The following is a 24,201-nucleotide window of genomic DNA, read 5'->3' on the forward strand; positions in this document are numbered from 1 at the left end:
GTGGGCGCACTGCTCGACAAGATCAATCTGTTGCACCCCCTGGTCTGGCTCGACGACCTGAGCTACGTCGAGCGCCTGCTTGGCGGTGGCCGGATCGACTGGCTCGACGTTGCCGGCCTGGTGGCGCTGCGGCGCAAGGCCGCAGGTTTGCTGCGGGCGGAGTTGACGGTGCTGCCGGCCGCGGCGGTGGCCGCAGCCTGGATCGAAGCGCAGCCGGAACTGCGCCAGGCGATGGCGTCCAAGCCGCGCCCGGTGGTGCCGTTGCGCACCTTGCTGGCCGATCCCGGCCTTCGCGCCAGGCTCGACGAGCTGATCCGAGCCCTGCGCGCCGGCCTGCCAGGCCGGCCCCTGGTTCTGGCGCTCCCCTCGCCGCGGCGCTGGCTGGCCGAGGCCTACAGCGCCGCCCATGGCGCCGGGGCCGTGCTCAGTGCCGGGGCGGAGGAGATCGACACCGCTGCTGTCTACGTCGCTGAGTTCCTGCGGAGTTTCGGCGAGAGCGGCCTGGACGCCGTGCTGCTGCAGGAGGCGCTTGGCGCCGAGCCCGCCTCCGCCGCCGAGATCTCCTGGTACCGGCCGGTTCTCAACATCGCCGGCCACTACCGCTGGGATCTGGGCCTGCAACTGCCCGACGCTTCCGGCTTCGCCGGCCCGGCGCGGGACCTCGATTTCATCATCGCACCGCAGCCGCTGTCCGGTTGCACATTAGGGGTGGCACTGGATGGGGAGTTCTGGTCCGGCGCCGCGCCGCCGCAAGTGCCCGCCGGTGGCTTCCTTTTCGCGGTAGTGCCGACGAACGCGGTGCCCGAGCAGGTGCTGGCGCGGCTTGCCGTGCTGCGCGGCGGTGCCGATTGAAGCGTGCGCTGCGCAACGCCGGCCTGGCAGCCGCCGGCTTGTTCCTGGCCTGCGCCGCCTCCGCGGCAGAACTCGAGTGGCAATTGCAGATCGAGCTGAGCGTAGAAGGCCAGCAGGACTGGCACAACGGCCAGCAATCGTCGAAGGGCAGTACCAGCCAGCAATACAGCATCGAAACTCGGCTGCGCTCCGACGGCAAGCTGCAGGGTGCCAACTTGCTCGATCTGAATTTCGACCAGCGCCTGGCAATCAAGCAGGAATACATGCGACGCAAGGGTCTGGAAGAAGCCAAGCAGGCCGGTGGCGGCCAGTTGCGGATCCCCAGAACCGACGCCGAGCGCCAACAGGTATCGCAGCAGGCCCAGCTCGACATGTACAACTGCAGGGGCGATCCCGATTGCATGTCCGCGGTGGTGCAGCGCTACTCGGCGGTGTTCGCCACTGCCCCCTCCGCGGATGGCGAGCCGGCAGGCAGCGCCGCCGGTGCCGCGTTGCTCGACCGGGCCGGACGCTACCTGTTCTTCTTCGGTTACGACGGCTGCCCCAACCGTATGAAGGCGGCGTTGGAGACGCGGGTCGAAGGGCAGATCGCCTTCGACCGCGCCGGCAGGAAGCTGGTGCCTTTCACCCTGGAGCGCCGCGGCCAATCCAGCGGCGACACCGCGGACCGGAAATCGCTGTGCCGACGCTACACAGCTGTGGTGGACACTCAGGACCATCGTCTCTACCTCGACAACGTCTACCTGCCTTCCGCGCATGGCATCTCGCTGCGTACCCTGCACGGCTCCCCGCAGCAGCGCGAGGAAGACTTGGCGCCGCTTGGCGAAGCGCTGGAGTGGGCTTCGCAGATCCTGCGGCAGGCCGACGAATCGGGCAGCGCTACCGGCGAGCTCTCGCTAAAGGCCCCCTTGGACGGCAACGCCACGGTGGGCGGCCTGTTCAGCGGGTCGGGCAAAGTCACGATGAAATGGTCGTTCCTGCCAATTCCGCCGTCTTAGGGAAATCCCCCTGTAGTAGCGGCAAGTTCCGGATTGTGGCGTCCGCGCAGGCAATCGGATACTGCCACCACGCCGCCGCATCCGCGGCTTCGCCTACGACAAGGATCACCGCGGCGCGGTACTCCGCGCGCCAGCTTCGGGAGGACAACAATGCACTTACAGCAGGGCGGGGTCCGGGTTCGCAGGGCGGACCGCTGTGCCTCCCTGATCGTAGCGGCTGTGGCACGTCCCGGCCGATCCATGTCAGTTGGCATTTGCTTCGGGGCATCGGCCGGGAGATTTCGCTCCGCATGCGCTCCTGTTCCACCCTCCCTCAGTAGGGGGCGCGTGTTTTTGAAGCCGGTTTGTGACCAGGCCGGCTCTTTTTTTCAGAAGCCGAATGCCGATGGTGGTACACACCGCGGTCCGGGCCGAAGCAACGTCGAGGCGTGACATGACGCCGCTACGGCCGGACCTTTAAACCGGGAACCAAGATGGTGCAGAAGTTCAGTAAAACGTCGGGCGGGACCGCGGGGCCGTCGCTGGGTGATCCGGTGGTAGCCGATGGGGACCTGCTGTGGGTGCCGGGGCCGGAGCGCGTGGTGTCGGCGCCGATCACCCGCTATTTACAATGGCTGCGGCTGCGGGGTCGGCCATTCACCGATTACCACGAGCTATGGCGCTGGTCGGCGGACCGTGTCGAGGACTTCTGGGCTTCGATTTGGGAATACTTCGGCGTACTCTCCGACACGCCGTACGAGTCGGTGCTGGAACGCCGTGTCATGCCCGGAGCACGCTGGTTTACCGGCGCGCGCGTCAACTATGCCGAGCACGTGCTGCGCCATGAGGCGGAGCTGGCAGAGGAAACCGCGCTGCACTACATCTCCGAGGGACGCTCCTACGGCAAGCTCAGCTGGGGCGAGCTGGGCCGCCAGGTACGCATCCTCGCGACGCGGCTGCGCGCTATGGGCTTGGCACCCGGCGACCGCGTCGTCTCCTACATGCCCAACGCGCCGGAGACCGCGGTGGCGATGCTCGCCACCACCGCGATCGGTGCGATCTGGTCTTCGGCAGCGCCGGAGTTCGGCGCCGGCGCTGTACTGGAGCGCTTCCGCCAGATCGGGCCGCGGCTGATCTTCGTCGCCGATGGATATGTCTATCACGGCAAGACCTTTCTGCGCGGAGTTGAGGCGGCGCGCATCGTCGGTGATCTGCCGACTCTCGAGCATGTGGTGTGGCTACCCTTCGTCGATGCGGGCGCCGGCTGCCCAATCGCCGGAGCACTTTCCTGGCACAACATGCTGGCCGGGCCAGAAGTGCCGCGCGCCGCGTTTCGCTATGAGCGCGTGGCGCATGACCATCCACTGTGGGTGCTGTTCTCTTCCGGTACTACAGGGTTACCCAAGGCCATTGTGCACAGCCATGTCGGCATCTTGGTAGAGCTGTTGAAGCTGACCCAGCTGCAGCTCGGGTTGCAGCGCGGCTCGGTGATGTTTTTCCACAGCACTACCGGTTGGGTGATGTGGAACATCCTTCTGTCGGCGCTGCTAGCCGGGGCTGCCGCCGTGCTCTATGACGGCGATCCGATGTACCCCGGGCCAGAGCTGTTGTGGCAGCTAGCGGAACGCACCGGAACCACCTCCTTCGGTGTTAGCCCGACCTACGTCAAGATTTTGCAGGACAGCGGCTTCATCCCAGGCGAGTGCTGCGACTTGGTGCAGTTGGATTCGATCGTGCTGAGCGGCTCGCCGGCGACGTCAGAAACCTACGCCTGGCTTTATGCCAGAGTCAAGCGCGATCTATGGGTGAATTCGATCTCCGGCGGCACTGAGCTGTGCAGCGCACTGGTCGGTGGCGCGCCGATATTGCCGGTTCACGCAGGCGAGATCCAGGGCCGCGCGCTTGGTATGGACGTGCACGCCTGGGACGAGGCCGGCTGCGACCTGAGGGGTGACGTTGGCGAGCTGGTGGTGCGCAAGCCGAGCCCCTCAATGCCGCTACGCTTTTGGAACGATGCGGATGACAGGCGTTATCTCGAAACCTACTTCGACGTCTGGCCGGGTGTTTGGCGTCACGGCGACTTCATCCGCTTCAACGAGAACGGTGGTTGCCATATCCACGGCCGCTCCGACTCCACCCTCAATCGCTATGGTGTGCGCATCGGCACCGCGGAAATCTATCGGGCCGTCGAGAAGATTGAGGAGGTGGCGGACTCCCTGATCGTCTGCTGCGAACTATCGGACGGCGGCTTCTTCATGCCGCTGTTTGTTCAGATCCGCGATGGTGCAGTACTGGATCAGGCGCTGTGCACCCGTATCCAAGATAAACTCCGCCGCGAGTGCAGTCCCCGGCATGTGCCAGACCGCATCATCCAGGTGCCGGATATTCCTTACACGCTCAGCGGCAAGAAGATGGAGGTTCCGGTACGCCGTATCCTGATGGGCTGGCCAGTGGATAAGGCGGCCAGCCGTGAGGCGATGAAGCGGCCAGATGCTTTGGAATTTTTCATTACATTCAAGTGGCGATGAAACGGCGGGGTGCCTGGCTCCCAGTTCCGCAAAGTGGCGAGGCTGTGTGAAAACATGTTGTGAGGATTTCCGGAATTCTTTTGGAAAAATTAAAGCGCTTGATTGTGGGTCACTCAAATTGGGCCGCCACTCTATGAGCGAGTTCTTATGAGCGGCTGGTTGTCGGTCCAGACTGGACGGCAGCTATGTGGCGGGTGCGGTCGCGGTTGCGACATGCTGTCGACCACAGCGGACATCGAAGCGGGCGGCGCCCACGGCGCCGCCCTTAGAAGGTCAGGCTCAGATCTCCGTTTCTTCGGATAGCGTCAGCGCGTCCTGAAGCTCAACGCCGAGGTAGCGAACGGTGTTCTCAAGCTTCCGGTGACCGAGTAGCAACTGGACAGCGCGGATATTCTTGGTTCGCTCGTAGATCATGCTCACCTTGGTGCGCCTCATTGAGTGTGTGCCGTACGCCGTAACATCTAACCCGATCTGGTGGCACCAATCGTCCACGATTCGGGCGTATTGCCGGGTCGACAGGTGCGTCGATGGTCCACCGCGTCCTGGGAACAGGTGGTCCACGGGGAGGAGGCTGGCATCCGAAATCCACTGAGCTAAGGCACGCCTGGTGGTCGGCATGATCTCAAACACCGCAGGGCGCTGCGTTTTCCTCTGCAAAATTGTGGCGCGGCTCAGTACTTCGGTGCCGTGAGCAATATCTCGGACGTAGAGCGCGATCAGATCGCAGGCTCTCAACTTGCTGTCGAGAGCCAAATTAAACATCGCAAGGTCCCTGCAGCGATCGGCGAGATTCAAGTGCGCCCTGATGGTCCAGACATCCTTCTGCTTCAACGGACGCTTCTGTCCGACCAGTTTGCCCTTATTCCAAGGCTCTCGAACGGGAGAGGAGGTGATTCCATTCATGGCTGACTCCTTGTCGCCGGGATGGGGAGTCAGTCTGCTCGCTGCACGCAAGCGGCCGAGATTCGAGGAATTTGTGGCGGGTCCAGACGTAAGAATGACATTCCGCCGCAAATAGCGGACGTCGAAGGGGCGGCGCACTTGGCGCGGCCGTCCAGGACTCAAGCTCAGATCGCCGCCTTGTTCACCGCAAAGGCCCAGGCGGCCGCAGTGACCGAAAGTCTTTTTGCGAGCCCGGCTTCGAACAAGCATCAGGCCCAATCGATTTTGGCATGCCAAAGATCGATTGGTCTGGACAAGTTGGCATGAGCAATCGCGTGCAACTCGCGGGCTCTTGAAGGAGCGGTGTGGGTTCTGGCCTGGTCCAACCTGACACGCCGCAGCGTGCTCGTTCCAGAAGATGCCTGAGCGTCCCAATTTAGGCGCAGGAACGAGGTCGATGAAAGCAAAACGGCTGATCGCGAAGATGCCGGCATTGCCGGCGCAGATCCTCTTTAATATTGATCTGAGGCGAGTCGAAGCACCTTGAGTGCCAATGACATGGCGAGTGCAGTTCGAATCTGTGTAGCTACGAGTGTATGGCTTGATGCAGTGAAATGATTAAAAACAATAGCTTGGATGCATTACGGATAGGAATTGATCTTGGCGGCACCAAGATCGAAGGCATCGTCCTGCGCGGCGAAGCCGAAGTCGTGCAGCGCCTGCGCATCGCCACGCCGGCCATGCAATACCAGGCCACCATCGCCGCCGTGGCCGGGTTGGTACGCGATCTGGAACAGGCCGCCGGCAAGAGTGGTCTGCCCGTCGGCATCGGCCACCCCGGCGCCATCTCCCCGGCCAGTGGCCGCATCAAGAACGCCAACTCCACCTGCCTCAACGACCAGCCGCTCCGGCAGGATCTGGAGCACGCCCTCGGCCGCACCGTGCGCATGGCCAACGACGCCGACTGCCTAGCCCTGTCCGAAGCCTTCGACGGCGCCGCCGCCGGCGCCCGCAGCGCCTTCGCCGTCATCCTCGGCACCGGCGTCGGCGGCGGCCTGGTGGTGCAGGGCGGCCTGCTGGCCGGCCCCAACGCCATCGCCGGCGAGTGGGGCCACAACCCCCTGCCGTGGCCGCGTCCGGAGTGGGGCGAATCGCCGGGCCCGCTGTGCTGGCACGGCCTCCACGGCTGCATCGAAACCTGGCTCTCCGGTCCCGGTCTCGCCGCCGACCACGCCCGTACCACCGGCGAAAAGCTGTCCGCCGAAACCATCGTCAGTCGCGCCGAATCCGGCGAAACCCAGGCCGCCGCCACCCTGGCCCGCTACGAAGACCGCCTGGCCCGCGCCCTGGCCCACGTCATCAACCTCGTCGATCCCGAAGTCATCGTCCTCGGCGGCGGCGTCTCCCGGGTGCAGCGGCTCTACCGGCAGGTACCGGCCCTGTGGGCGCCCTGGGTCTTTTCCGACCGCGTCGCCACCATCCTGCGGCCGGCCCTGCATGGCGACAGCAGCGGCGTCCTGGGCGCCGCCCGGCTGCCCCCCGTCACACCGCCGAAACCGCCCTGAAAACCCCCTGAAAAGCCGCTGCAACACAGGCCCCGGGACGGGACCGCGGCAATGTAAAAATCGGTGCAGCCTTGGACGCCACCCCCGAATCGCGGCACAATCGCTCACAGGCTGAACCCGCCGGCGCAAGCCGGGTCTTGCCAGGCCCACGCCGGCGCCAAGGAACCTTATGCTGAAGTCCGCACGCATCGCCTTACTGCTCGCCGCCACCCTGGCCATGGCCGGCTGCCAGAAGGATTTCACCGCCTACGCCCTGACCAGCTCCGGCTCCATCGTTCAGTTCAAAACCAACAAGCCCGGCACCGTCAACAGCACCGTCCCCATCACCGGCCTCTCCACCGGCCAGAGCGTGGTGCAGATCAGCTACCAGCCGTCGACCGGCGTGCTGTGGTGCATCACCAACGACGGCTTCCTCTGCACCCTCGATCCCGTCGGCGGCACCGCCACCATCGTCAACACCACCAGCGGCCTGCCGTTCACCCAGCAGCTCGGCAACCGCAACAACACCGTGCGCCTGATCAACCCGCTGATGAGCTTCGACCCGGTCAGCGGCGACGTGCGCGTCATCAGCACCCAGTACAACCTGCTGGTCAACATCACCAGCGGCCTGATCGACAACAACGGCAGCCAGGTCGTCTACGACAGCCAGGACGTCAACGACAAGAAGACCCCCCAGCTCGGCGGCATCGCCTACACCAACCCCGTCGTCGGCGCCGGCCAGACCACTCTCTACGCCCTCGACATCGCCACCACCAGCCTGGTGCGGATCGGCGACAAGAACACCAGCAACGCCGGCTCCGCCAACGGCGGCGACCTGCGCACCATCGGCACGCTCAACTCGTCCCTGAGCACCAACACCGGCTTCGCCATCTCCCCCGATAACGGCGACGCCTACGCCGTGCTGCAGAGCGGCGGCCCGGCCACGCTCTACACCGTGGACCTGGATACCGGCGCGCTCACCAGCCTGGGCCAGGTCGGCGGCGACAACAACTCCCAGGAACCGACCATCACCTCCCTGGTCATCTCCCGCTAGCACCCGTCAGCGCCGCTCCGGCGGCGCAGGCCCGCGGTTCCGGCCCGCTCTGTGGGTAGAATGAGGCATCCCCCATCACCAGGGCTGCCGTGAGTCCCGTCCGTTACGCCGTTTCCCTCGATCCCCTCAGCCACCTCTACACCGTCCGCTGCGAACTGGCGGACGCCGCCGAGGGCCAGGTCTTCAGCCTCCCCTCGTGGATCCGCGGCAGCTACCTCGTCCGCGACTTCGCCAAGCATGTGCTGCGCCTCACGGCCACCGTCAACGGCGCCCCCGCGGCCATCCAGCGCATCGACAAGCGCAGCTTCCGCGTCACCGGCCACGGCGCCATCACCCTCGACTACCAGGTCCACGCCTACGACAGCTCCGTGCGCAAGGCCTGGCTCGACACCCACCGCGGCTTCTTCAACGGCAGCTCCCTCTTCTACTGCCCGCAAGGCCACGAACAGTCCGCCTTCGAAATCACCGTGGCGAAGCCCGATGCCGCCCTCTGCCCCGGCTGGAAACTCGCCACCGCCATGAGCGAAGTGGCCATCGACGACACCGGCTTCGGCACCTACCTCGCCGCCGGCTACGAAGAACTGATCGACCACCCGGTCGAAATGGCCGACTTCCAGCGCATCGAGTTCGACGTCGATGGCGTCCCTCACAGCCTCATCCTCTCCGGCCGCTGCGAGCCAGACGCCGTGCGCCTCGCCGCCGACCTGCGCCGCGTCTGCCACGTCCAGCGCGAACTGTTCGGGCAGGAGCCCAAGCTGCGCCGGTACCTGTTCCTCACCCAGGTCACCGCCAACGGCTACGGCGGCCTCGAGCACCGCGCCTCCACCGCCCTCGTCTGCGCCCGCGACGCCCTGCCCAGGCCCGGCCAGACCGGCCTGCGCAAAGGCTACCGCGGCTTCCTCGGCCTGGTCAGCCACGAATACTTCCACCTGTGGAACGTCAAGCGCATCACCCCCCAGCGCTTCGCCGAATCCAGGCTCGCCGCCGAAGGCTACTCCCAGGACCTGTGGGCCTACGAAGGCATCACCTCCTACTACGACGACTACATGCTCCTGCGCGCCGGCCTGCTCGACGCGCCGGCCTATCTGGACCTCCTCGCCGAAACCGCCACCCGCCTCCAGCGCACCCCCGGCCGCCTGGTGCAGACCCTGGCCGACTCCAGCTTCGAAGCCTGGATCAAGTACTACCAGCCCGACGAAAACACCCCCAACGCCAACGTCAACTACTACGTCAAAGGCGCCCTCGTCGCCCTCTGCCTCGACCTCACCCTGCGCCTCAAATCCAGCACCACCCTGGACGAAGTCATGCGCACCCTGTGGGCCCGCTACGGCCGCGACGATAAACCCGTTCCCGAAAGCGGCTTAGAACACATCGCCGCCGAACTCTCCGGCCTCGACCTGCGCCCCCTGTTCGACAGCATGCTCCGCTCCACCGCCGAACTGCCCCTGGCCGAGCTCCTCGCCGAATTCGGCATCAAGGCAGTTCTGCGCGCTGCCTCCGGCCCCACCGACGAAGGCGGCCGCGGCGAAGCCAAACCCGCCACCGCCTGGGCCGGCCTGCAACTGCGCGGCGCCGATACCGGCATCTCCCACGTCCTCAACGGCTCCCCCGCGGAGCGCGCCGGCCTCGCCGCCGGCGACGTCCTCGTCGCCCTCGACGGCCTGCGCGTCACCAACGCCAACTGGAACAAACTCCTCGACCACCTGCCCATGGGCTGGGAAACCACCGTCCACTACTTCCACGGCGACGAACTCCTGCAAACCAGCCTGACCCCGGTAGCCCCGCCGCTGGACACCTGGGTGCTGACCCTGGCCGAAGTGGAAGGGGAAAACCTGGAAAGGCGTCGCAAGTGGCTGGGCTGAGCCACTGTCCGGATATTCAGCATGAGAGGAGAGAGTGGGGGGAGTGACCGAATGCCAGAAACCAGAAGGCTGAAGGTAGAGGGTAGAAGGCAGAAGGCAGAAGCATTGAATCTCCCCGAACGACACCCCCTCCACCGTTCGTCCCGAGTGCGCCGCGAAGCAGCGCGTATCGAGGGATGAACGAGCGCAAACCCTCAAGCAATGGCCTTCTGGACCTACATCCTGCGCTGCAACGACGGTGCTTACTACACCGGGCATACCGACAACCTCGAGCAGCGCATCAACCAGCACCAGCACGGCGAGATTCCCGGATTCACGTCCAACAACCGCCGTCCGGTCCAATTGGTGTTCTCGCAGGCATTCAGCACCCGGGAAGAAGCCTTGACCGCCGAATTGCAGATCAAGTCATGGAGCCGGGCGAAGAAGGAAGCGCTGATACGCGGTGATTGGTCTGGGCTACAGCTTGCAGCAAAAAAGCAGTTTGATTAGCCCGAATCAATAGCCACGCTCTCCCCCGTTCGTCCCGAGTGCGTCGCGAAGCAACGCGTATCGAGGGATGAACGGGCGCAGTAACCTCCCAGGCCGCGTTCTTTGAACCTCCTCACACTCCGCAGCCCAACCCAGCACCGGCACCGCCTCCCGCTCTGGTCCGGAGGCAGGGCAGGTGGCAAGCGCCACCCTCCCCACCGTTCGTCCCGAGTGCGTCGCGAAGCAACGCGTATCGAGGGATGAACGGACGCATCACCCTCTCAAGCCGCGTTCTTTGAACCTCAGACGACACGCCCAATACCAGCACCAACCCCAGCCCCGGTTTATAGTCATCCCCCATGACCGAACTCCTCATCAAGGTAATCGCCGCCTACTTCCTCGGCACCCTCATGGGCGGCGACATCATGCGCCTCCTGCGCGGCGGCGCCGACCTGCGCGACACCGGCTCCGGCAACGTCGGCGCCACCAACGCCCTGCGCACCCGCGGCAAGAGCTTCGCCCTCGGCGTCCTCCTCATCGACATCGGCAAGGGCGTCCTCGCCGCGCTCGCCATCCCCGCCATCCACTGGCCCGGTGCGGAAGCCGCCATCCTGCCGCAGCAAAGCGTCGGCTACCTCTGCGGCATGGCTGTCGCCCTCGGCCACTGCTATCCCGTCTTCCAGAAATTCCGCGGCGGCAAGGGCGTCGCCACGCTTGCCGGCGTCTTCGCCGCCCTGCTGCCCGCCGCGCTGCCCTGGATGCTGCTGGTCTTCGTCCTCGCCGTCATCCTCACCGGCTACGTCGCCATCGCCTCCATCGGCGGCGCCGCGGCCTTCTTCGCGTACGTCGCGGTATTCCACGGCGGCGTCCAGTCCGACGCCGGCCTCTTCGCCCTGGCCATGCTTTTTCTGGTCGTCTTCAAGCACCGCGAAAACATCGCCCGCCTGCTCAAAGGCACCGAGCATCGTTTCGACAAAGCCATGATCCTGGAGCCTCTCTGGAGGTCGTTCGCGCGACGCGTTGCGAAGTCCAAGGCCCCAGGTGCAAGGCGCGAGTGACGTGGCAATGACTCATTGCAAGGAACGAGCAACGCAGCAGATGGGGCCTTGGATTCGCAACCCTTCGGGGCCGGGCGCCGGCGGCACATTGCGGCGTCACTCGTCGCTTGTTTGGATTACCAAACTGCGCTCCTCCTTCCTTGCACTGTACCGCCGGCGCCTTCGGCCGCGTGCGCAAACGACCTCCAGAGAGGCTCCATGGCTCGCCCGCTAAGCGAAGACGAATTGCTGCGCCTGATCGACGCACTCGCCCCCGGCGAGTGGCAGTCCGGCGAAGCCCTGGCCGCCGAAGCCGGCGTCACCCGTGCCGCCCTCGCCAAGCGCGTCACCCACCTGCGCGAGTGGGGCCTGCAAGTAGAAGCCGAAGCGGGCAGGGGCTACCGCCTCGCCCAGCCCTTGCAGAGACTGGACGCCGCAAACATCCGCACCCTCCTGCCTGCGCAGACCAGCGCAAAGCTGCGCCACGTCGAAGTGCTCACCCGCACCGACTCCACCAACCAGCGCCTGCTCGAAGCAGACTCCGCCCAAGACCCCCAAGCCCTCTTCGCCGAACTGCAAACCGCCGGCCGTGGCCGCCGCGGCCGCGAGTGGCGCTCCCCCTTCGGCGCCAATCTTTATCTGTCGCTCGCCTGGAGCTTCCCCACCTGGCCCCCTCAACTCAGCGCCCTCTCCCTCGCCGTCGGCGTCGCCTGCGCCCGCGCCCTGCGCAAGGCCGGCCTCGATCAGGTCATGCTCAAGTGGCCCAACGACCTGCGCATCGGCAATGACAAGCTCGGCGGCATCCTCATCGAGCAGCGCGGCGAAGCCGGCGGCGCCTGCCGCGTCGTCATCGGCATCGGCATCAACGTCTCCATGAGCCCCGAGCAGGCCGGCGCCCTGGGCCAGCCCTGGACCTCCGTGCAGGCCGCGCTCGCTTCTACTTCGAATTCCAAAAACCCCCCGTTCGCTTCGAGTGAATCGCGCAGCGATTCGTATCGAGAAGCCAGCGCTGCGCCCGAACGCAATGCTTTAGCCGCCGGCTTGCTAGCCGAACTCATCACCGCCATCACCGAATTCGAAACCGCCGGCTTCACCCCCTTCCTCCACGACTGGTCCACGCTCGACGCCACCGCCAACCAGCAAGTCCGCATCGAAGGCGGCGGCGAACCCCTGCAAGGCATCGGCCGCGGCGTCGATGCGCAAGGCGCATTGATCGTCGAAGCCCAGGGCCGCCGCCACCACGTCCACGCCGGCGAAGTCAGCCTGCGTTTCGGCCCCGCTCCATGAGCCTGCTCCTGCTCGACGTCGGCAACAGCCGCCTCAAGTGGACCGCGGCGGATGAAAGCGGGCTGGGCGAGGGCGGCGCCATCGAGCACGGCGGCAACCCGGCGGCGGCGGTCTCCGCCATCGGTCTCACCAAAGCAGACGCCATCTGGATCGCCAACGTCACCGGCGCCACCCTCGGCGACAAACTCGCCGCCGTCCTCAAACTGCGCTTCGGCACCGCGCCAAGATTCGCCACGGTCCAGGCCGAATACTCCGGCCTGCGCGTCGCCTATGCGGAGCCCCAACGCCTCGGCATCGACCGCTGGCTCGCCCTGCTCGCCGCCTGGACCGAAACCCGCAACGCCGCCTGCACCGTCAGCGCCGGCACCGCCCTCACCTTCGACGCCGTCAACGCCCAGGGCCAACACCTCGGCGGCGTCATCGCTCCCGGCCTCCTCACCATGCAGCAGGCCGTACTCGGCGCCACCCGCTTCCCCTCAACCGGCCCCGCCCAGACCTATTCCGACGGCTTGGGCACGGATACCGACGCCTGCGTCCGCCAGGGCGCCCTCCACGCCGCCGCCGGCATGGTCGAGCGCCTCGCCGGACGCTACGCGGCGCGCGCTCCGCGCCTCATCACCGGCGGCGACGCCGCGCGCCTGGCGCCCCACCTGGAGAGCGGCTGGTCCATCCGTCCCAACCTCGTCATGCAAGGCCTGCTCGCCTACGCCCGCGACGCAAAGTAGGAAAGTTCTTGCTGTCATCCCCCGACTATGACCTCGGGGGCCAGGCTCTGAGCGAAGCGAAGGATCTGGCTGCATACCATCAACCCGCGACGCCCCCAACAGTAGGGCGGCCTGTGGCCGCCATCGCCCCGCACGCAACGCCCCAAGCCGGCGGCCACAGGCCGCCCTACAAATGCCGAAGAAGTACGAATGCTTTTCCCTCTCCCGCCCGCGGGAGAGGGCGGCCCTCAGAGCCGGGAGAGGCCATGCCACACAGGCGAATGGAATAAACCCGCCCCTCAAGCGTCTAAACCCCGAACCCTCCCAACCAGGCATCCCCCATGCGCCCCCTGATCGCCGCCCTCTTCGCCCTCGTCCTGCCGCTACAGGCAGCCCACGCCGACGTCACCCCCGCCAAAGCCGAGGCGAAGACCGAAACCGCCACCTTCGCCGGCGGCTGCTTCTGGTGCATGGTCCCGCCCTTCAAGAACCTGCCTGGCGTCATCTCCGTCACCTCCGGCTACACCGGTGGCCATGTGGCGAATCCCAGCTATGAAGAGGTCTCCTCCGGCAAGACCGGCCACGCCGAATCCGTGCAGGTCGTCTTCGATCCGACCAAGGTCGGCTACGCCAAACTGCTCGACGTCTTCTGGCACAACATCGACCCCACCACCCCGCAAAGCCAGTTCTGCGACGTGGGCGACCAGTACCGCACCGCCGTCTTCTACCACGGTGAGGAGCAGCAGAAACTCGCCATCGCCTCGCGCGACGCCCTGCAAGCCAGCGGCGTGGTCAAAGGCCCCATCGTCACCCAGATCGTCCCCGCCTCCACCTTCTACCCGGCCGAAGAAGCGCATCAGGACTTCTACATCAAGAACGAAGTCCGCTACCAGATCTACCGCCACGGCTGCGGCCGCGACCAGCGCCTGAAGGAGCTGTACGGCGACAAATCCGGCGGCCACTAGGCCGCCGCCTTTCCCCCAACCAGCCGCCCCCCTCCGTTCGTCCCGAGTGAATCGCGCAGCGATTCGTATCGAGGGATGAACCCGCGCCACCCTCCCCACAATCCCGCTTTTATCCCCCACAAATCCGTATTGCACAAACAGCCGGCAATCCCCACCCCGAACCGTTTAAGCTGTCTCATCCCCCTTTCCCGAGTCCCCCATGAACTCCCCCGAAACCCTCAGCTACGTCGGCACCCTGTGGGACACCCAGATCGTCCCCCAGCTCATCGAATACATCAAAATCCCCAACAAATCCCCGATGTTCGATGCCGACTGGGAAAAGCACGGCTACATGGACCAGGCCGTCTCCCTCATGGAGAAATGGGCCAGGGCCCAGCCCATCCCCGGCATGCAGCTCGAAGTCGTGCGCCTGCCCGGCCGCACCCCCCTCATCTTCATCGACATCCCCGCCACCGGCACCGCCTCCGGTGAAGACTGCGTCCTCCTCTACGGTCACCTCGACAAGCAGCCCGAAATGACCGGCTGGGCCGAGCACCTCGGCCCCTGGAAGCCTGTCCTCGAAGGCGACAAGCTCTACGGCCGCGGCGGCGCGGACGATGGCTACGCCATCTTCGGCTCCCTCGCCGCCATCCTCGCCCTGCACAAGCAGGGCGCCCCCCACGCCCGCTGCGTGGTGCTCATCGAAGCCTGCGAAGAGTCCGGCAGCTACGACCTGCCGTACTACGTCGACCACCTCGCCGGCCGCATCGGCAAACCCTCCCTCATCGTCTGCCTCGATTCCGGCTGCGCCAACTACGACCAGCTCTGGCTCACCACCAGCCTGCGCGGCCTCTCCGGCGGCAACCTCACCGTCAAGGTGCTGGAAGAAGGCGTCCACTCCGGTGACGCCTCCGGCGTCGTCGCCTCCAGCTTCCGCATCCTGCGCACCCTCCTGTCCCGCCTCGAAGACCAGGCCACCGGCTGCATCCTGCCGCAGGACCTGTATGTGGAAATCCCGCCCCAGCGCATCGAGCAGGCGCAACAGGCCGTCAAAACCCTCGGCACCGCCGTCTACGACAAATTCCCCTTCGTGACAGGCATGCGCCCCATGAACGAAGACCCCGCCGAACTGGTCCTCAACCGCACCTGGCGCCCCGCGCTCTCCGTCACCGGCCTCGACGGCATGCCCCCGCTCACCAGCGCCGGCAACGTCCTGCGCCCCTTCACCGCCGTCAAACTCTCCCTGCGCCTCCCGCCCACCCTGGACGCCGCCATCGCCGGCAAGGTCCTGCAAGAGCTGCTGGAAAAAGACCCGCCCTACGGCGCCCACGTCACCTTCGAAGTGGAGAAGGCCTCCGCCGGCTGGAACGCCCCCCAGCTCTCCCCCTGGCTCGAAGCCTCCGTGGCCGCCGCCTCGCAGGAATTCTTCGGCCAGCCCCCCGCCTACATGGGCGAGGGCGGCACCATCCCCTTCATGGGCATGCTCGGCGAGAAATTCCCCGGCGCCCAGTTCCTGATTACCGGCGTCCTCGGCCCCGGCTCCAACGCCCACGGCCCCAACGAATTCCTCCACATCCCCATGGGCAAGCGCGTCTCCGCCTGCGTCGCCCGGGTCATGGCCGACCACTACCAGGCCAGCACCCAGGGCCTCACCACCGGCGCAGCCGCCACCGAAGGCCACACCCAGCACGGCAACCACGGCTGCTGCTGAGAGAAAGTGTTCAGAAGGTGTTCCCCTCGCCCGTTCACGGGAGAGGGGCAGGGGAGAGGGGCTTTGAAATCCTGGTCAAGCGCCGCCCTCTTCCCGCCGGTCCTCCACCTAACCGTTCGTCCCGAGTGAATCGCGCAGCGATTTGTGCTTTTGCGAATGTCCCGAGTAGCGTTGCGGAGCAACACGTATCGAGGGAGGGAGGGGCGGTAGGGTGGGTGAAGGACCGCGCCGCCCTTTCCCCCACCGTTCGTCCCGAGTGCGCCGCGAAGCAGCGCGTATCGAGGGATGAACGGTGGCGCGCGCACTCTCAACAAGTGACTGGTAGGTCAGGGAGAGAAGGATCACAGCCCCCCGCCCAAGCTGTAAAATACCCCCACGCCGCAACGGCGCCCCGCCACCCGCGGGCCCGTCAGGGAAAAAGCCGGTTTAGCTCAGTTGGCAGAGCACCTGATTTGTAATCAGGGGGTCGGGGGTTCGAATCCCTCAACCGGCACCACTGAAGTAGCCAATCAAGATTTCTGCGCTTTCTTTGTTATTTCTTCCGCTATGTGCGTTAAGAAATCCTGAGCGACCTTAACAGTGACTTGACCGTTTTCTTCGATGAACAAAATGTCTCTCGTTGCATCATCGATCCGATGGTCTAACTTGCACAGTATTTCATAGTTTCCGTTGATAGAGATGCCAAAATAGTGACAAGTGAATCGTGAATTCAACGAAGTGGGCTTAAGCAGTTGCAGATCGATCTCCGATGCCGCCGCATAGACGGGTAGCACTGCGTGATAATCGTTTCTTGTTATCTGCCGCTCTTGGGTTGAATGGTTGCCGAATTCAATTGAGTGAATAAGCAAAATTTCATTGAAGTATTCCTGTTTGAGGGCTAGTAAAGGGGAACTTATGGTGACTCCAAGATTGGAAATCCGTGCTTCCCAAAAAACATATGTAACATTGCCAATTTTTTGAAAACGGCCGTCAAAGAAGGTTGCTAATTCATACCCGCCCCCGAAGAAACCAAGTAATGAACTCGAACTTGCCGCTGAAGCTTCTGCTCGAAGCATCAATCCCGTTGTAAACAGCGAGGTGGATATTGCGGTTGCAAGCGAATTTATTTTACCTGTTGCTTTGAATGAATTTAGTGGGATGTTAGATAGTGATTTGACGAAAGCTTCTGCCCCAGTTCCGGTAGCTACTACGGTGCCGATGAGAGATGTCGAAAGTCTATTTTTAGTATTAAATTCGAACGTCTTAAAAAGATCTTTTTCAAGTGTCCAGCCAATGAAGCTAACGCCTTGTTTGACAATGTCTGGATCTAAAGACGAGAAGTAGTCTTTTATCTTACTGAATGACAGCTTATTCTCCGAAGCCAGAAGTTTCAGCTCTTTGATCACGATCCGAGCCGCAATATAGCTGCCCGCCCACGCAATAGCAGTTGTTGCGTTGAGAATTTCTATTTTTTGACGAAGGCCGATAATCGACCAGCCTGATCCTGCGGGGAATATATTTTCGACTCCACCGATCATGGGGACTGAATGTTTCCGATCTATACGTTCGATACCTGAAATCAAGAGATCGCCAATTAGTATCGGACAGCCCTCTACGGTATAAGCAGCAATAATGGTCATGTATTGATTCCATTAAATCGAGCTCGAATGAAGCATGATGGTGTAGAGTAAATTGGGGTCGGCTGTCATTGATTTATGACTAGACCTCCGTGGAGTTGCAAGGCAGGAAAGTGCAAACTAAGCAGCAGTAATAACTATCAATAATTGCGACTATGCCAACTCTTCAAGCAACGACTTTCGAGGATAGCCATCACTCCTTCACCGCGGCGCTGACGCAGCATGGTCTCAAATACAACAAACACATTAAGCTTGGCGCTAATCCTGTAGCGTCGAGACTCAATATTGAGATCATAATTTCTGGTGGTTGGGGTGCACTCGCGGTTGCTTGTTTGGCTTGGGCTCACGTTCGGAAAAGCAGGCGTATTAATGTCACTACAAAGGACAAACATGCAGTGTGGCTCGAAGGATATTCAGCTGAGGAGGCGGCAAGGATTTTGGAATCCGCATCCCGCATCGCGGCTATAGAAACAAAACCTATAGAGACAAAACAAGAAGACGACGCAGAATTTTGACACCAAATACCGTCGATGAAGTTCGTTCTACACTATCGTGGACCATTGCGTTCGAATGGGAATCCAGCGCACAAGCATGATGTGCGACAAGCATTTCACGCTCAACTTAAAGCGTTGTGGAATCAATCTCCGCTAAATGAATACGGCGAGTTCCTTCAGCCACGGAAAGCGCCCGGAAATTATTCTTCGTTGAGACCTCTTGGGGCATTTACGTTCGTGCCCCTGGTTACAGCCGAAATCAATGCAGTAGCTGAATTGCGGCTCACGCTTCTAAGACCGGAACCTCCCGGACAGCTGATTACTCAAGGCGGCGACATTGACAACAGGTTGAAGACTCTTTTTGATGCGTTGACGATGCCGCGCTTACTAAATGCCTTACCTATTGGTATTACGCCGACTCAGGATCAAATCCCGTTCTTTTGCTTGCTGGAGGATGACAATCTTGTTACGTCAGTCTCCGTGAACACGCAACAACTGCTTGAACCGGTATCGGATACTTCACTCGCAGATGTACTCGTCGAAGTAACCACAAGAGTGACGCGAGTAACTTTCGGGAACGGTCAATTCGCATAGCTACACTGAGGTGGTTGACGGTGATATCGAAGTAGTGCAAATGGGGGGGGTATATGCTGCTTAAACTGGCCATCGCTCTAGTCATGCCTCTTCTTTGCTTCCTTTGGACAAGCGCGCATCCAGAGTTGCATCGGCGGCCGTTCTTGATTTTCGTCCTTGGAGTTTTTATTGGAGTGCTCAGCATTCTTGGAGAAGCAGCACTCTCGCATTTTAGCGGGATGCCTAAGGTGTTGACGGATTCTCCATCCGATAGCATGGCGCCCCTTCTCATCAGCGTACTGAGCGCCGCAACGGCTGGCAGCCTTATTGCCGCATCTATTTTGCTTCAGTCACAGAGACTGCACGAGACCGAGGTCAAGCAGGCCGCTGCGTCCATGGAGCGGCTACAGAACCAGTTAAGCGGTATCGAATTGGATTTGAAGCAGATCGGTGCTCATTCAGGCGGTGAGGAGGGTAATGCGTCCTACGTGGATCTCTTGCGACGATTCCAAGTGGATGCAACTTTAGAAATCCGACAGGTGCAGGATTTCCTTAAAAAATACAAATGACGCGAGCCTTGGCATGCAACTGGTCAATATTCACTGAGGCCAGCGAGCGTGGCCCGGATGGAATGAAATGGAATCCGGGGGGCTTTGCCGCCATCAAATTCCATATTCCCGCGCTGTATCTGGGTTCTTGTTAACTGAAACGAGGTCGCTCTCAACAATTAAAAAGCCCGCCGAAGCGGGCTTTCCTTTACACCACCAGACTAAGCCTTAGCGGCGATCGTCTCGGTCATGGCCATGCCAGCCATGATCCTCGTGCCAGCGATGCTCTTCATGCCAGCGGTGCTCTTCCCACCGGCGATGCTCACGCCAGCGGTCGTCGTCGCGGTAGACCACGTTCGGGCCGTAGTAGACCGGGGCCGGACCGTAGTACACCGGTTCCGGGGCGGCATAAACAGGCTGGGCATAGCTGCCACCCAGGTTGAGGCCGATGGAGACGTCGGTATGTGCCATCGCCGCGGTAGGAACCAGGGCGAGCAGGCCCAATCCGGCAACCATACTCAAAGCAATGCGTTTCATGACACGTACCTCCGTTTCGATGTCCGCCAGCAGGTTGCTGGTTGACGTGAGCACTGTAGGCCCGCGGGGGTGAATGTCGGCTGAACACCGCCGGCGCGGCCAGCACCACCGCTTTGCGGCCAATGAAGCCGGCGTAATGGGGCCGCAGCGCCCGATCAAGGCTCTTCGAGTCCCCTCCTTATGCAGCATCCGCAGGTGGCGACGACCCTCGCATTCCTCAAAGCGCGGTAACGTACGGACCTCACCCCCGCACCCCGTTACTCTGCATCTTCAACCTGGCGATGTTTTCCGCGTCATATCGTGGATCCGGGATGAATTCAGAGGCTTGCGACGCTCTGGATAAGCCGCAGGGCCTGCCATCCCCGATGCGAGGATGGCTGAAAGACCAACCCTGCAAAGGCTTCGGGCACAGTCAACCGACTGGGCTCAATCAAGCAAGTGGAGAAACAATATGAGCATGCAATCACGCAAGTTGATGCTGGCCTCCGGCATTGCGCTGGCTTCCATCGGTGGCCTGGCTGTTGCCGGCACCGCCGGTGCCGCGGTCATCGCCGCCCCGCTGGCGCATTCGGCCACCTTCGTCACCACCATCGCGCCTTCGCTCAACGTCCTGCCCAACATCGCCCCCAATGTGGCACCGACGATTGCCCTGGCACCGACCCTCGCCATCTCTCCCACGGTAACAGCGCCCGTCCTGGGCGGAGCCACCCTTACCGCGGCGCCGCTGCCCGGGCTGAAGTAGCCAGCCCGCCGTTCGGCCGCGTTTTGCGGCCCGAGCGGCACCTCACCTGAAGCCGGAAGGCCGGGGCGCATGCATGCCCGCATGCACCCCCGGCCTTTCTTGAATCCGGCCCTCGCTGCCTTCATATTTCCAAAATGAACGGCGGTACGGCGTTACGGATGACGAATTTGCGGCTCAGGGCATGGATGGTTCCGGCCCTGCTTTTCCTCTGTTGCGGCGGCCCCGCCGTCGCGGCGCAGAGTGCGGCCCTCGCAAAAGAAAAGACCCGGACACACAAGGCGCCTACGCATGCGCACGCGTCGAACAACCATCGCGGCAAGGCCTCGGTCTACAGCCGCAAGCTCTCAAAAAGACCGATGGCCGACGGCACCCCGCTGGACCTCGACTCCAACGCCGCCGCCAGCAAGACCCTGCCGCTCGGCTCCCGCGCAAAAGTCACCAACCTGCGCAACGGCAGAAGCGCCGAAGTGGTGATCAAGGACCGCGGGCCCTTCGTGAAAGGCCGCATCATCGACCTCTCCCCGAAGACCGCAAAAGCCCTGGGCTTCCGTACCGGCACCGTGCCGGTGGAAGTCACGCCCATCGACGACCGGCAGGCCCAGGCCGAGCACGCATCGAAGCCGGGCGCCGTGCTGATCGGCGATGCGCAATGGCCGCATGCGCCGCCGCCGATACAGTGAGCGCGCCGTTCAGTGGAATAAGGGCAGGTTAGCCGAAGGCGTAACCCGCCGCTTCGCATCAAGCGCCGCGATCCGAAAGAAGAGGTTGCACCGATGCCCCTCAGGGCTTCTCGCGCTCGGTGCCGCGCACCACACTGTCGCGAGCAGGAGTGACACTTCGGACAGCATTAGCCGTTTGATCGTATGCCCTTGGGCCGGCCTGGCGGGTAGCAACCAGGAAGCGCACCGGCACCCTTGCGGCGCCCGCTGATGCGCTCCCCGATTGCCCCCTGACCGGTATGAGCGCTTTGATTATCGGCAGGCGCCGGGTATAGCGAGAGTGGAACGGATGGACGCGGGCGCCGCGCCGCCAAGCGGTGGCGGGGCAGGGGAGCCGCAGTGCAGCAAAATTCAGACGGGATGCAGCAGCGAGCCCAGGCCCAGGGCACGTAGCAGGCTCATCACCGCGTGGTGGACATCCCGGTTGAACAGGAACAGCAGCACCAGTGCCAACACCACCAGCAGGAAATCGGAAGAACGCGGACTGCTCCAGGAGCGTGCCGTCTTGCGCGGCCGCGGATACACCGGGGCCGCCCGCGCCCCCTCGTCGAAAGCCCGCCGCCGCTCCCGCACCGCCGTCGCCATCAGCTTCGCCGAGCGCCAGCGCATATACAGTGCGCGGGCCTTGTTGTCGTTCCCTTCAGCCTCGGCGAAAGCCTTGGCCATCAGCGGCTCATCGCGCACACCGTTCTTCAACTCTTCCAGCACCGCGGCATAGGCGGCTTCGTCGTTGTCCGGGCGGGTCGAGGACGGCATGGTGGCAAGCAGGGCTGGTGCGGGCGTCAGGTACGCCACGCAGCTTACCCGGCCCGCGGTGCGGCGGGCCAGCCAGTTTGATCAATACGTCCCGCTTTCGAACGTCGCGCGGCGGAATGTATGTATTCCGCCGCGCGACACGGTCCCGCATTCGGTCAAAGATCAGGCCGCCGCTTCAACCCCCAGCAACTGCGTATTGGCAATCGCCGGATCGCTGAAGCCGTCCCTGCCGGTCTCGACATGCCCCGCCAGCCGGTGCTGGAAGCCGCTCTCCGCGTTGGAGGTCACCACCAGGTCGTACCAGCCGAAGCTGCCTTGCAGGTTCCAGTGGTGCTCCACCCGCTGCCCCGGCGCCAGCACCTGCGAGAACTTCTCGCCGCTGTAGGTGTTCTCCACCGTCACCTGGCAATGCGCGCCGCCGCGGTTGACCAGGATCAGCTCCAGGTTGCCGCGCAGGCGGTCGTAGCGGTTGGTGATGCGCAGGTCGGCGCGCGGCGCGCTCAGGTCGCCCTTGAACTGCCGCAGGAAGCCGTTGGCCCCATACACCGAAAGATCGTACGCGCCCGCCACCGCCCAGGAATCCGCCAGCGACTTGCCGGCCTCCACCGTGTAGCTCCACGGCCCGCTTGCGCCGTCGCCGGAGCGCACGTGGAAGCAGGCGCCGGCCAGGCCGGTGTTGACGAAGTCGATCCAGAAACTGCCCTGGTCCGACCAGCCCGCGGCGTGCAGCTCATAGGGCAGGGCGCGGGCCGGGCGCAGCCCGCCTTCCTGTTCCGGCAGCGCCTGGTGCGCGGGCGGCACCGCGTCGAAGTCCGGGTGGCGCAGTTGATCCGGCGGCGCGAAAGAGCTGGTATCCGGCAGCGTCACGCTGCGCGAATCCGGCTTGGTGAAGTCGAACGCGCTGCGCAGGTCGCCGCACACCGCGCGGCGCCAGGGCGAGATGTTCGGCTCCGTCAGCGGCGCCTTCACCGTGCCGAAGCGCTCGCTGATGAAGCGGATGATCGAGGTGTGGTCGAACACCTGCGAGTTGACCCAGCCGCCCTTGCTCCACGGCGACACCACCAGCATCGGCACGCGCGCGCCCAGGCCGTAGGGCCCGGCGGGATTGCCCGAGCTGCCGGCGAAGATCTCGTTGGTCGTCGCCACCGTCGACTTGCCCTGCGTCGCGGAAGGCGGCGCATACGGCGGCACCACGTGATCGAAGAAGCCGTCGTTCTCGTCGTAGGTGACGAGGAACACCGTCTTGGCCCACACCTCGGGGTTGCTGGTCAGCGCGTCCAGCACCTGCGACACATACCAGGCGCCGTAGTTGGCCGGCCAGTTCGGGTGCTCGGTGTAGGCTTCCGGCGCCACCACCCAGGAAACCTTCGGCAGCGTGTTGTTGGCCACGTCGCTGCGCAGGATGTCGAACAGCGTGCCGCCGGCCGAGATGTTGGTGCCGGTGCGCGCCTTCTCGTACAGCGCGCTGCCCGGCTGCGCGTTCTGGTACTGGTGGAAATACAGCAGCGAGTTGTCGCCGTAGTTGCCGATGTAGGCGTCGTCGGTCCAGCCCCAGAAGCCGGCGGCATCCAGGCCGGTGCCGGCGTCCTGGTAGATCTTCCAGGAGATGCCCGCCTTCTCCAGCGCTTCCGGATAGGTGGACCAGCCGTAGCCCGCCTCGGCGTTGTCGATCACCGGGCCGCCGCCGGTGCCGTCGTTGCCGACATAGCCGGTCCACATGTAATAGCGGTTCGGGTCGGTCGGTCCCAGCAGCGAGCAATGATAGGCGTCGCAGATAGTGAAGGCGTCGGCCAGCGCGTAGTGGAAGGGGATGTCCTTGCGCGTCAGGTGCGCCATGCTCGCCGCGCCCTTGCTCGGCACCCACTGATCGTACTTGCCCTGGTTCCAGGCCTGGTGCGTGGTGGTCCAGTCGTGCGCCAGGTCTTCCACGAACTGCAGGCCCAGCTTGTCCGCGTTCGGGCGGAACGGCAGCACATAGCTGCCGCCGTCCGGCTGGTACCACACCGGCTTGCCCGAAGGCAGGTTCACCGGCCGCGGATCGCCATAACCGCGCACGCCGCGCAGCGTGCCGAAGTAATGGTCGAACGAACGGTTCTCCTGCATCAGGACGACGATATGCTCGACGTCCTCGATGGTACCGGTTCGATGATTGCCGGGAAGCTCCAGCGCGCGGGCGATGCTGGCGGGGAACATCGAGGCAAGGGAGGTGCTGCCGAGCAGCCGCAAGAAATTGCGGCGATCCGTCGTGGTCATGATCAGTCCTTTGATTGGGTATGGCTCAACCAACCGAAGGCTAGGCCGCCAAAATGTCAGCGCCTTGACACATTCATGACCGGATTGCTGCTGTAAGCCTGCCGTAATATTTG

The 24,201-nt window shown here is 63.7% G+C and carries 22 protein-coding genes and 1 tRNA gene; 18 read left to right on the top strand and 5 right to left on the bottom strand.

Features of this window, described 5'->3' with window-relative positions; all coding sequences use genetic code 11:
* The 3 genes from BP26_RS26670 to BP26_RS0112075 all read left to right on the top strand — a co-directional run bounded on the left by BP26_RS26670 (position 1) and on the right by BP26_RS0112075 (position 4,357).
* On the top strand, positions 1-852 hold the full coding sequence (locus BP26_RS26670; protein ID WP_036516738.1) for a hypothetical protein: 852 nt from the start codon (positions 1-3) through the stop codon (positions 850-852).
* On the top strand, positions 849-1,850 hold the full coding sequence (locus BP26_RS0112070) for a hypothetical protein (protein WP_029920838.1): 1,002 nt from the start codon (positions 849-851) through the stop codon (positions 1,848-1,850). The genes BP26_RS26670 and BP26_RS0112070 overlap by 4 nt, the downstream gene beginning before the upstream one ends.
* Positions 1,851-2,323: 473 nt before the next feature.
* Positions 2,324-4,357: an acetoacetate--CoA ligase gene (locus tag BP26_RS0112075; RefSeq protein WP_084183031.1), complete on the top strand. Its 2,034-nt coding sequence runs from the start codon at positions 2,324-2,326 to the stop codon at positions 4,355-4,357.
* Positions 4,358-4,636: 279 nt separating this feature from the next.
* Here BP26_RS0112075 and BP26_RS0112080 read toward each other — a convergent pair whose 3' ends face one another.
* Entirely contained in the window at positions 4,637-5,260 is a 624-nt protein-coding gene (locus BP26_RS0112080) for a tyrosine-type recombinase/integrase (protein ID WP_029920840.1), read from the bottom strand.
* Between the two features lie 593 nt (positions 5,261-5,853).
* On the opposite strand from BP26_RS0112080, the gene BP26_RS0112085 reads away from it, so the two are divergent.
* From BP26_RS0112085 to BP26_RS0112130, 10 genes are all read left to right on the top strand, one after another.
* Positions 5,854-6,804: an ROK family protein gene (locus BP26_RS0112085; RefSeq protein ID WP_029920841.1), complete on the top strand. Its 951-nt coding sequence runs from the start codon at positions 5,854-5,856 to the stop codon at positions 6,802-6,804.
* Positions 6,805-6,973: 169 nt separating this feature from the next.
* Complete coding sequence (locus tag BP26_RS0112090) at positions 6,974-7,837, top strand: DUF4394 domain-containing protein (RefSeq protein ID WP_029920842.1); 864 nt, start codon at positions 6,974-6,976, stop codon at positions 7,835-7,837.
* 89 nt (positions 7,838-7,926) lie between these two features.
* Positions 7,927-9,699, top strand: a complete 1,773-nt coding sequence (locus tag BP26_RS0112095; RefSeq protein WP_029920843.1) for a M61 family metallopeptidase — start codon at positions 7,927-7,929, stop codon at positions 9,697-9,699.
* Positions 9,700-9,900: 201 nt separating this feature from the next.
* The gene (locus tag BP26_RS0112100; protein WP_029920844.1) at positions 9,901-10,188 is read left to right on the top strand and encodes a GIY-YIG nuclease family protein; all 288 of its coding nucleotides are present in this window, start codon (positions 9,901-9,903) and stop codon (positions 10,186-10,188) included.
* Between the two features lie 338 nt (positions 10,189-10,526).
* The gene (plsY, locus tag BP26_RS0112105; protein ID WP_084183032.1) at positions 10,527-11,225 is read left to right on the top strand and encodes a glycerol-3-phosphate 1-O-acyltransferase PlsY; all 699 of its coding nucleotides are present in this window, start codon (positions 10,527-10,529) and stop codon (positions 11,223-11,225) included.
* A gap of 198 nt (positions 11,226-11,423) precedes the next feature.
* Positions 11,424-12,491, top strand: coding sequence for a bifunctional biotin--[acetyl-CoA-carboxylase] synthetase/biotin operon repressor (locus BP26_RS0112110; RefSeq protein ID WP_029920846.1), 1,068 nt, complete (start codon positions 11,424-11,426; stop codon positions 12,489-12,491).
* The gene (locus tag BP26_RS0112115) at positions 12,488-13,216 is read left to right on the top strand and encodes a type III pantothenate kinase (protein WP_029920847.1); all 729 of its coding nucleotides are present in this window, start codon (positions 12,488-12,490) and stop codon (positions 13,214-13,216) included. The genes BP26_RS0112110 and BP26_RS0112115 overlap by 4 nt, the downstream gene beginning before the upstream one ends.
* 320 nt (positions 13,217-13,536) lie before the next feature.
* Complete coding sequence (gene msrA, locus BP26_RS0112120) at positions 13,537-14,160, top strand: peptide-methionine (S)-S-oxide reductase MsrA (protein ID WP_029920848.1); 624 nt, start codon at positions 13,537-13,539, stop codon at positions 14,158-14,160.
* A 199-nt stretch (positions 14,161-14,359) separates the two neighbouring features.
* A complete protein-coding gene (locus tag BP26_RS0112125; protein ID WP_029920849.1) occupies positions 14,360-15,850 on the top strand; it encodes a M20 family metallopeptidase in 1,491 nt (496 codons plus the stop codon).
* Between the two features lie 420 nt (positions 15,851-16,270).
* Positions 16,271-16,346 (top strand) — tRNA-Thr (locus tag BP26_RS0112130).
* Between the two features lie 13 nt (positions 16,347-16,359).
* On the opposite strand, the gene BP26_RS29485 is transcribed toward BP26_RS0112130, so the two are convergent.
* A complete protein-coding gene (locus tag BP26_RS29485) occupies positions 16,360-17,469 on the bottom strand; it encodes a hypothetical protein (RefSeq protein ID WP_157572494.1) in 1,110 nt (369 codons plus the stop codon).
* A gap of 152 nt (positions 17,470-17,621) precedes the next feature.
* On the opposite strand from BP26_RS29485, the gene BP26_RS29490 reads away from it, so the two are divergent.
* The 3 genes from BP26_RS29490 to BP26_RS0112135 are packed head-to-tail and all read left to right on the top strand — an operon-like array spanning position 17,622 to position 19,102.
* On the top strand, positions 17,622-17,981 hold the full coding sequence (locus tag BP26_RS29490) for a hypothetical protein (protein ID WP_157572495.1): 360 nt from the start codon (positions 17,622-17,624) through the stop codon (positions 17,979-17,981).
* Positions 17,982-17,996: 15 nt separating this feature from the next.
* The gene (locus BP26_RS28545; RefSeq protein WP_084183033.1) at positions 17,997-18,554 is read left to right on the top strand and encodes a hypothetical protein; all 558 of its coding nucleotides are present in this window, start codon (positions 17,997-17,999) and stop codon (positions 18,552-18,554) included.
* A 53-nt stretch (positions 18,555-18,607) separates the two neighbouring features.
* Positions 18,608-19,102 (top strand): hypothetical protein, encoded by a 495-nt coding sequence (locus tag BP26_RS0112135; protein WP_029920850.1) that lies wholly within the window; start codon positions 18,608-18,610, stop codon positions 19,100-19,102.
* A gap of 207 nt (positions 19,103-19,309) precedes the next feature.
* On the opposite strand, the gene BP26_RS0112140 is transcribed toward BP26_RS0112135, so the two are convergent.
* Positions 19,310-19,618 (bottom strand): PXPV repeat protein, encoded by a 309-nt coding sequence (locus tag BP26_RS0112140; protein ID WP_029920851.1) that lies wholly within the window; start codon positions 19,616-19,618, stop codon positions 19,310-19,312.
* 451 nt (positions 19,619-20,069) lie between these two features.
* On the opposite strand from BP26_RS0112140, the gene BP26_RS0112145 reads away from it, so the two are divergent.
* Both BP26_RS0112145 and BP26_RS28550 read left to right on the top strand, forming a co-directional pair.
* Positions 20,070-20,360 carry a hypothetical protein gene (locus BP26_RS0112145; protein WP_029920852.1) on the top strand — a complete coding sequence of 97 codons (291 nt, stop codon included), beginning with the start codon at positions 20,070-20,072 and terminating at the stop codon, positions 20,358-20,360.
* Positions 20,361-20,494: 134 nt separating this feature from the next.
* The gene (locus BP26_RS28550; RefSeq protein WP_211254902.1) at positions 20,495-21,040 is read left to right on the top strand and encodes a septal ring lytic transglycosylase RlpA family protein; all 546 of its coding nucleotides are present in this window, start codon (positions 20,495-20,497) and stop codon (positions 21,038-21,040) included.
* A gap of 390 nt (positions 21,041-21,430) precedes the next feature.
* Here BP26_RS28550 and BP26_RS0112155 read toward each other — a convergent pair whose 3' ends face one another.
* Both BP26_RS0112155 and BP26_RS0112160 read right to left on the bottom strand, forming a co-directional pair.
* Positions 21,431-21,874, bottom strand: coding sequence for a hypothetical protein (locus BP26_RS0112155; RefSeq protein ID WP_157572496.1), 444 nt, complete (start codon positions 21,872-21,874; stop codon positions 21,431-21,433).
* A gap of 123 nt (positions 21,875-21,997) precedes the next feature.
* On the bottom strand, positions 21,998-24,088 hold the full coding sequence (locus BP26_RS0112160) for a phosphocholine-specific phospholipase C (protein ID WP_029920855.1): 2,091 nt from the start codon (positions 24,086-24,088) through the stop codon (positions 21,998-22,000).
* Between the last annotated feature and the right edge of the window lie 113 nt (positions 24,089-24,201).

The organism is Nevskia soli DSM 19509, assembly GCF_000711955.1.
In the GTDB taxonomy this organism is placed as follows: Bacteria; Pseudomonadota; Gammaproteobacteria; order Nevskiales; family Nevskiaceae; genus Nevskia; species Nevskia soli.

Excerpts from the sequence above, each read along its gene's own strand:
- BP26_RS0112075 (WP_084183031.1), top strand. The coding sequence starts at position 2,324 with ATGGTGCAGAAGTTCAGTAAAACGTCGGGCGGGACCGCGGGGCCGTCG.
- BP26_RS0112080 (WP_029920840.1), bottom strand. The coding sequence starts at position 5,260 with ATGAATGGAATCACCTCCTCTCCCGTTCGAGAGCCTTGGAATAAGGGC.
- BP26_RS0112085 (WP_029920841.1), top strand. The coding sequence starts at position 5,854 with ATGATTAAAAACAATAGCTTGGATGCATTACGGATAGGAATTGATCTT.
- BP26_RS0112090 (WP_029920842.1), top strand. The coding sequence starts at position 6,974 with ATGCTGAAGTCCGCACGCATCGCCTTACTGCTCGCCGCCACCCTGGCC.
- BP26_RS0112100 (WP_029920844.1), top strand. The coding sequence starts at position 9,901 with ATGGCCTTCTGGACCTACATCCTGCGCTGCAACGACGGTGCTTACTAC.
- plsY (WP_084183032.1), top strand. The coding sequence starts at position 10,527 with ATGACCGAACTCCTCATCAAGGTAATCGCCGCCTACTTCCTCGGCACC.
- BP26_RS0112110 (WP_029920846.1), top strand. The coding sequence starts at position 11,424 with ATGGCTCGCCCGCTAAGCGAAGACGAATTGCTGCGCCTGATCGACGCA.
- BP26_RS0112115 (WP_029920847.1), top strand. The coding sequence starts at position 12,488 with ATGAGCCTGCTCCTGCTCGACGTCGGCAACAGCCGCCTCAAGTGGACC.
- msrA (WP_029920848.1), top strand. The coding sequence starts at position 13,537 with ATGCGCCCCCTGATCGCCGCCCTCTTCGCCCTCGTCCTGCCGCTACAG.
- BP26_RS0112125 (WP_029920849.1), top strand. The coding sequence starts at position 14,360 with ATGAACTCCCCCGAAACCCTCAGCTACGTCGGCACCCTGTGGGACACC.
- BP26_RS29485 (WP_157572494.1), bottom strand. The coding sequence starts at position 17,469 with ATGACCATTATTGCTGCTTATACCGTAGAGGGCTGTCCGATACTAATT.
- BP26_RS29490 (WP_157572495.1), top strand. The coding sequence starts at position 17,622 with ATGCCAACTCTTCAAGCAACGACTTTCGAGGATAGCCATCACTCCTTC.
- BP26_RS28545 (WP_084183033.1), top strand. The coding sequence starts at position 17,997 with ATGAAGTTCGTTCTACACTATCGTGGACCATTGCGTTCGAATGGGAAT.
- BP26_RS0112135 (WP_029920850.1), top strand. The coding sequence starts at position 18,608 with ATGCTGCTTAAACTGGCCATCGCTCTAGTCATGCCTCTTCTTTGCTTC.
- BP26_RS0112140 (WP_029920851.1), bottom strand. The coding sequence starts at position 19,618 with ATGAAACGCATTGCTTTGAGTATGGTTGCCGGATTGGGCCTGCTCGCC.
- BP26_RS0112145 (WP_029920852.1), top strand. The coding sequence starts at position 20,070 with ATGAGCATGCAATCACGCAAGTTGATGCTGGCCTCCGGCATTGCGCTG.
- BP26_RS28550 (WP_211254902.1), top strand. The coding sequence starts at position 20,495 with ATGAACGGCGGTACGGCGTTACGGATGACGAATTTGCGGCTCAGGGCA.
- BP26_RS0112160 (WP_029920855.1), bottom strand. The coding sequence starts at position 24,088 with ATGACCACGACGGATCGCCGCAATTTCTTGCGGCTGCTCGGCAGCACC.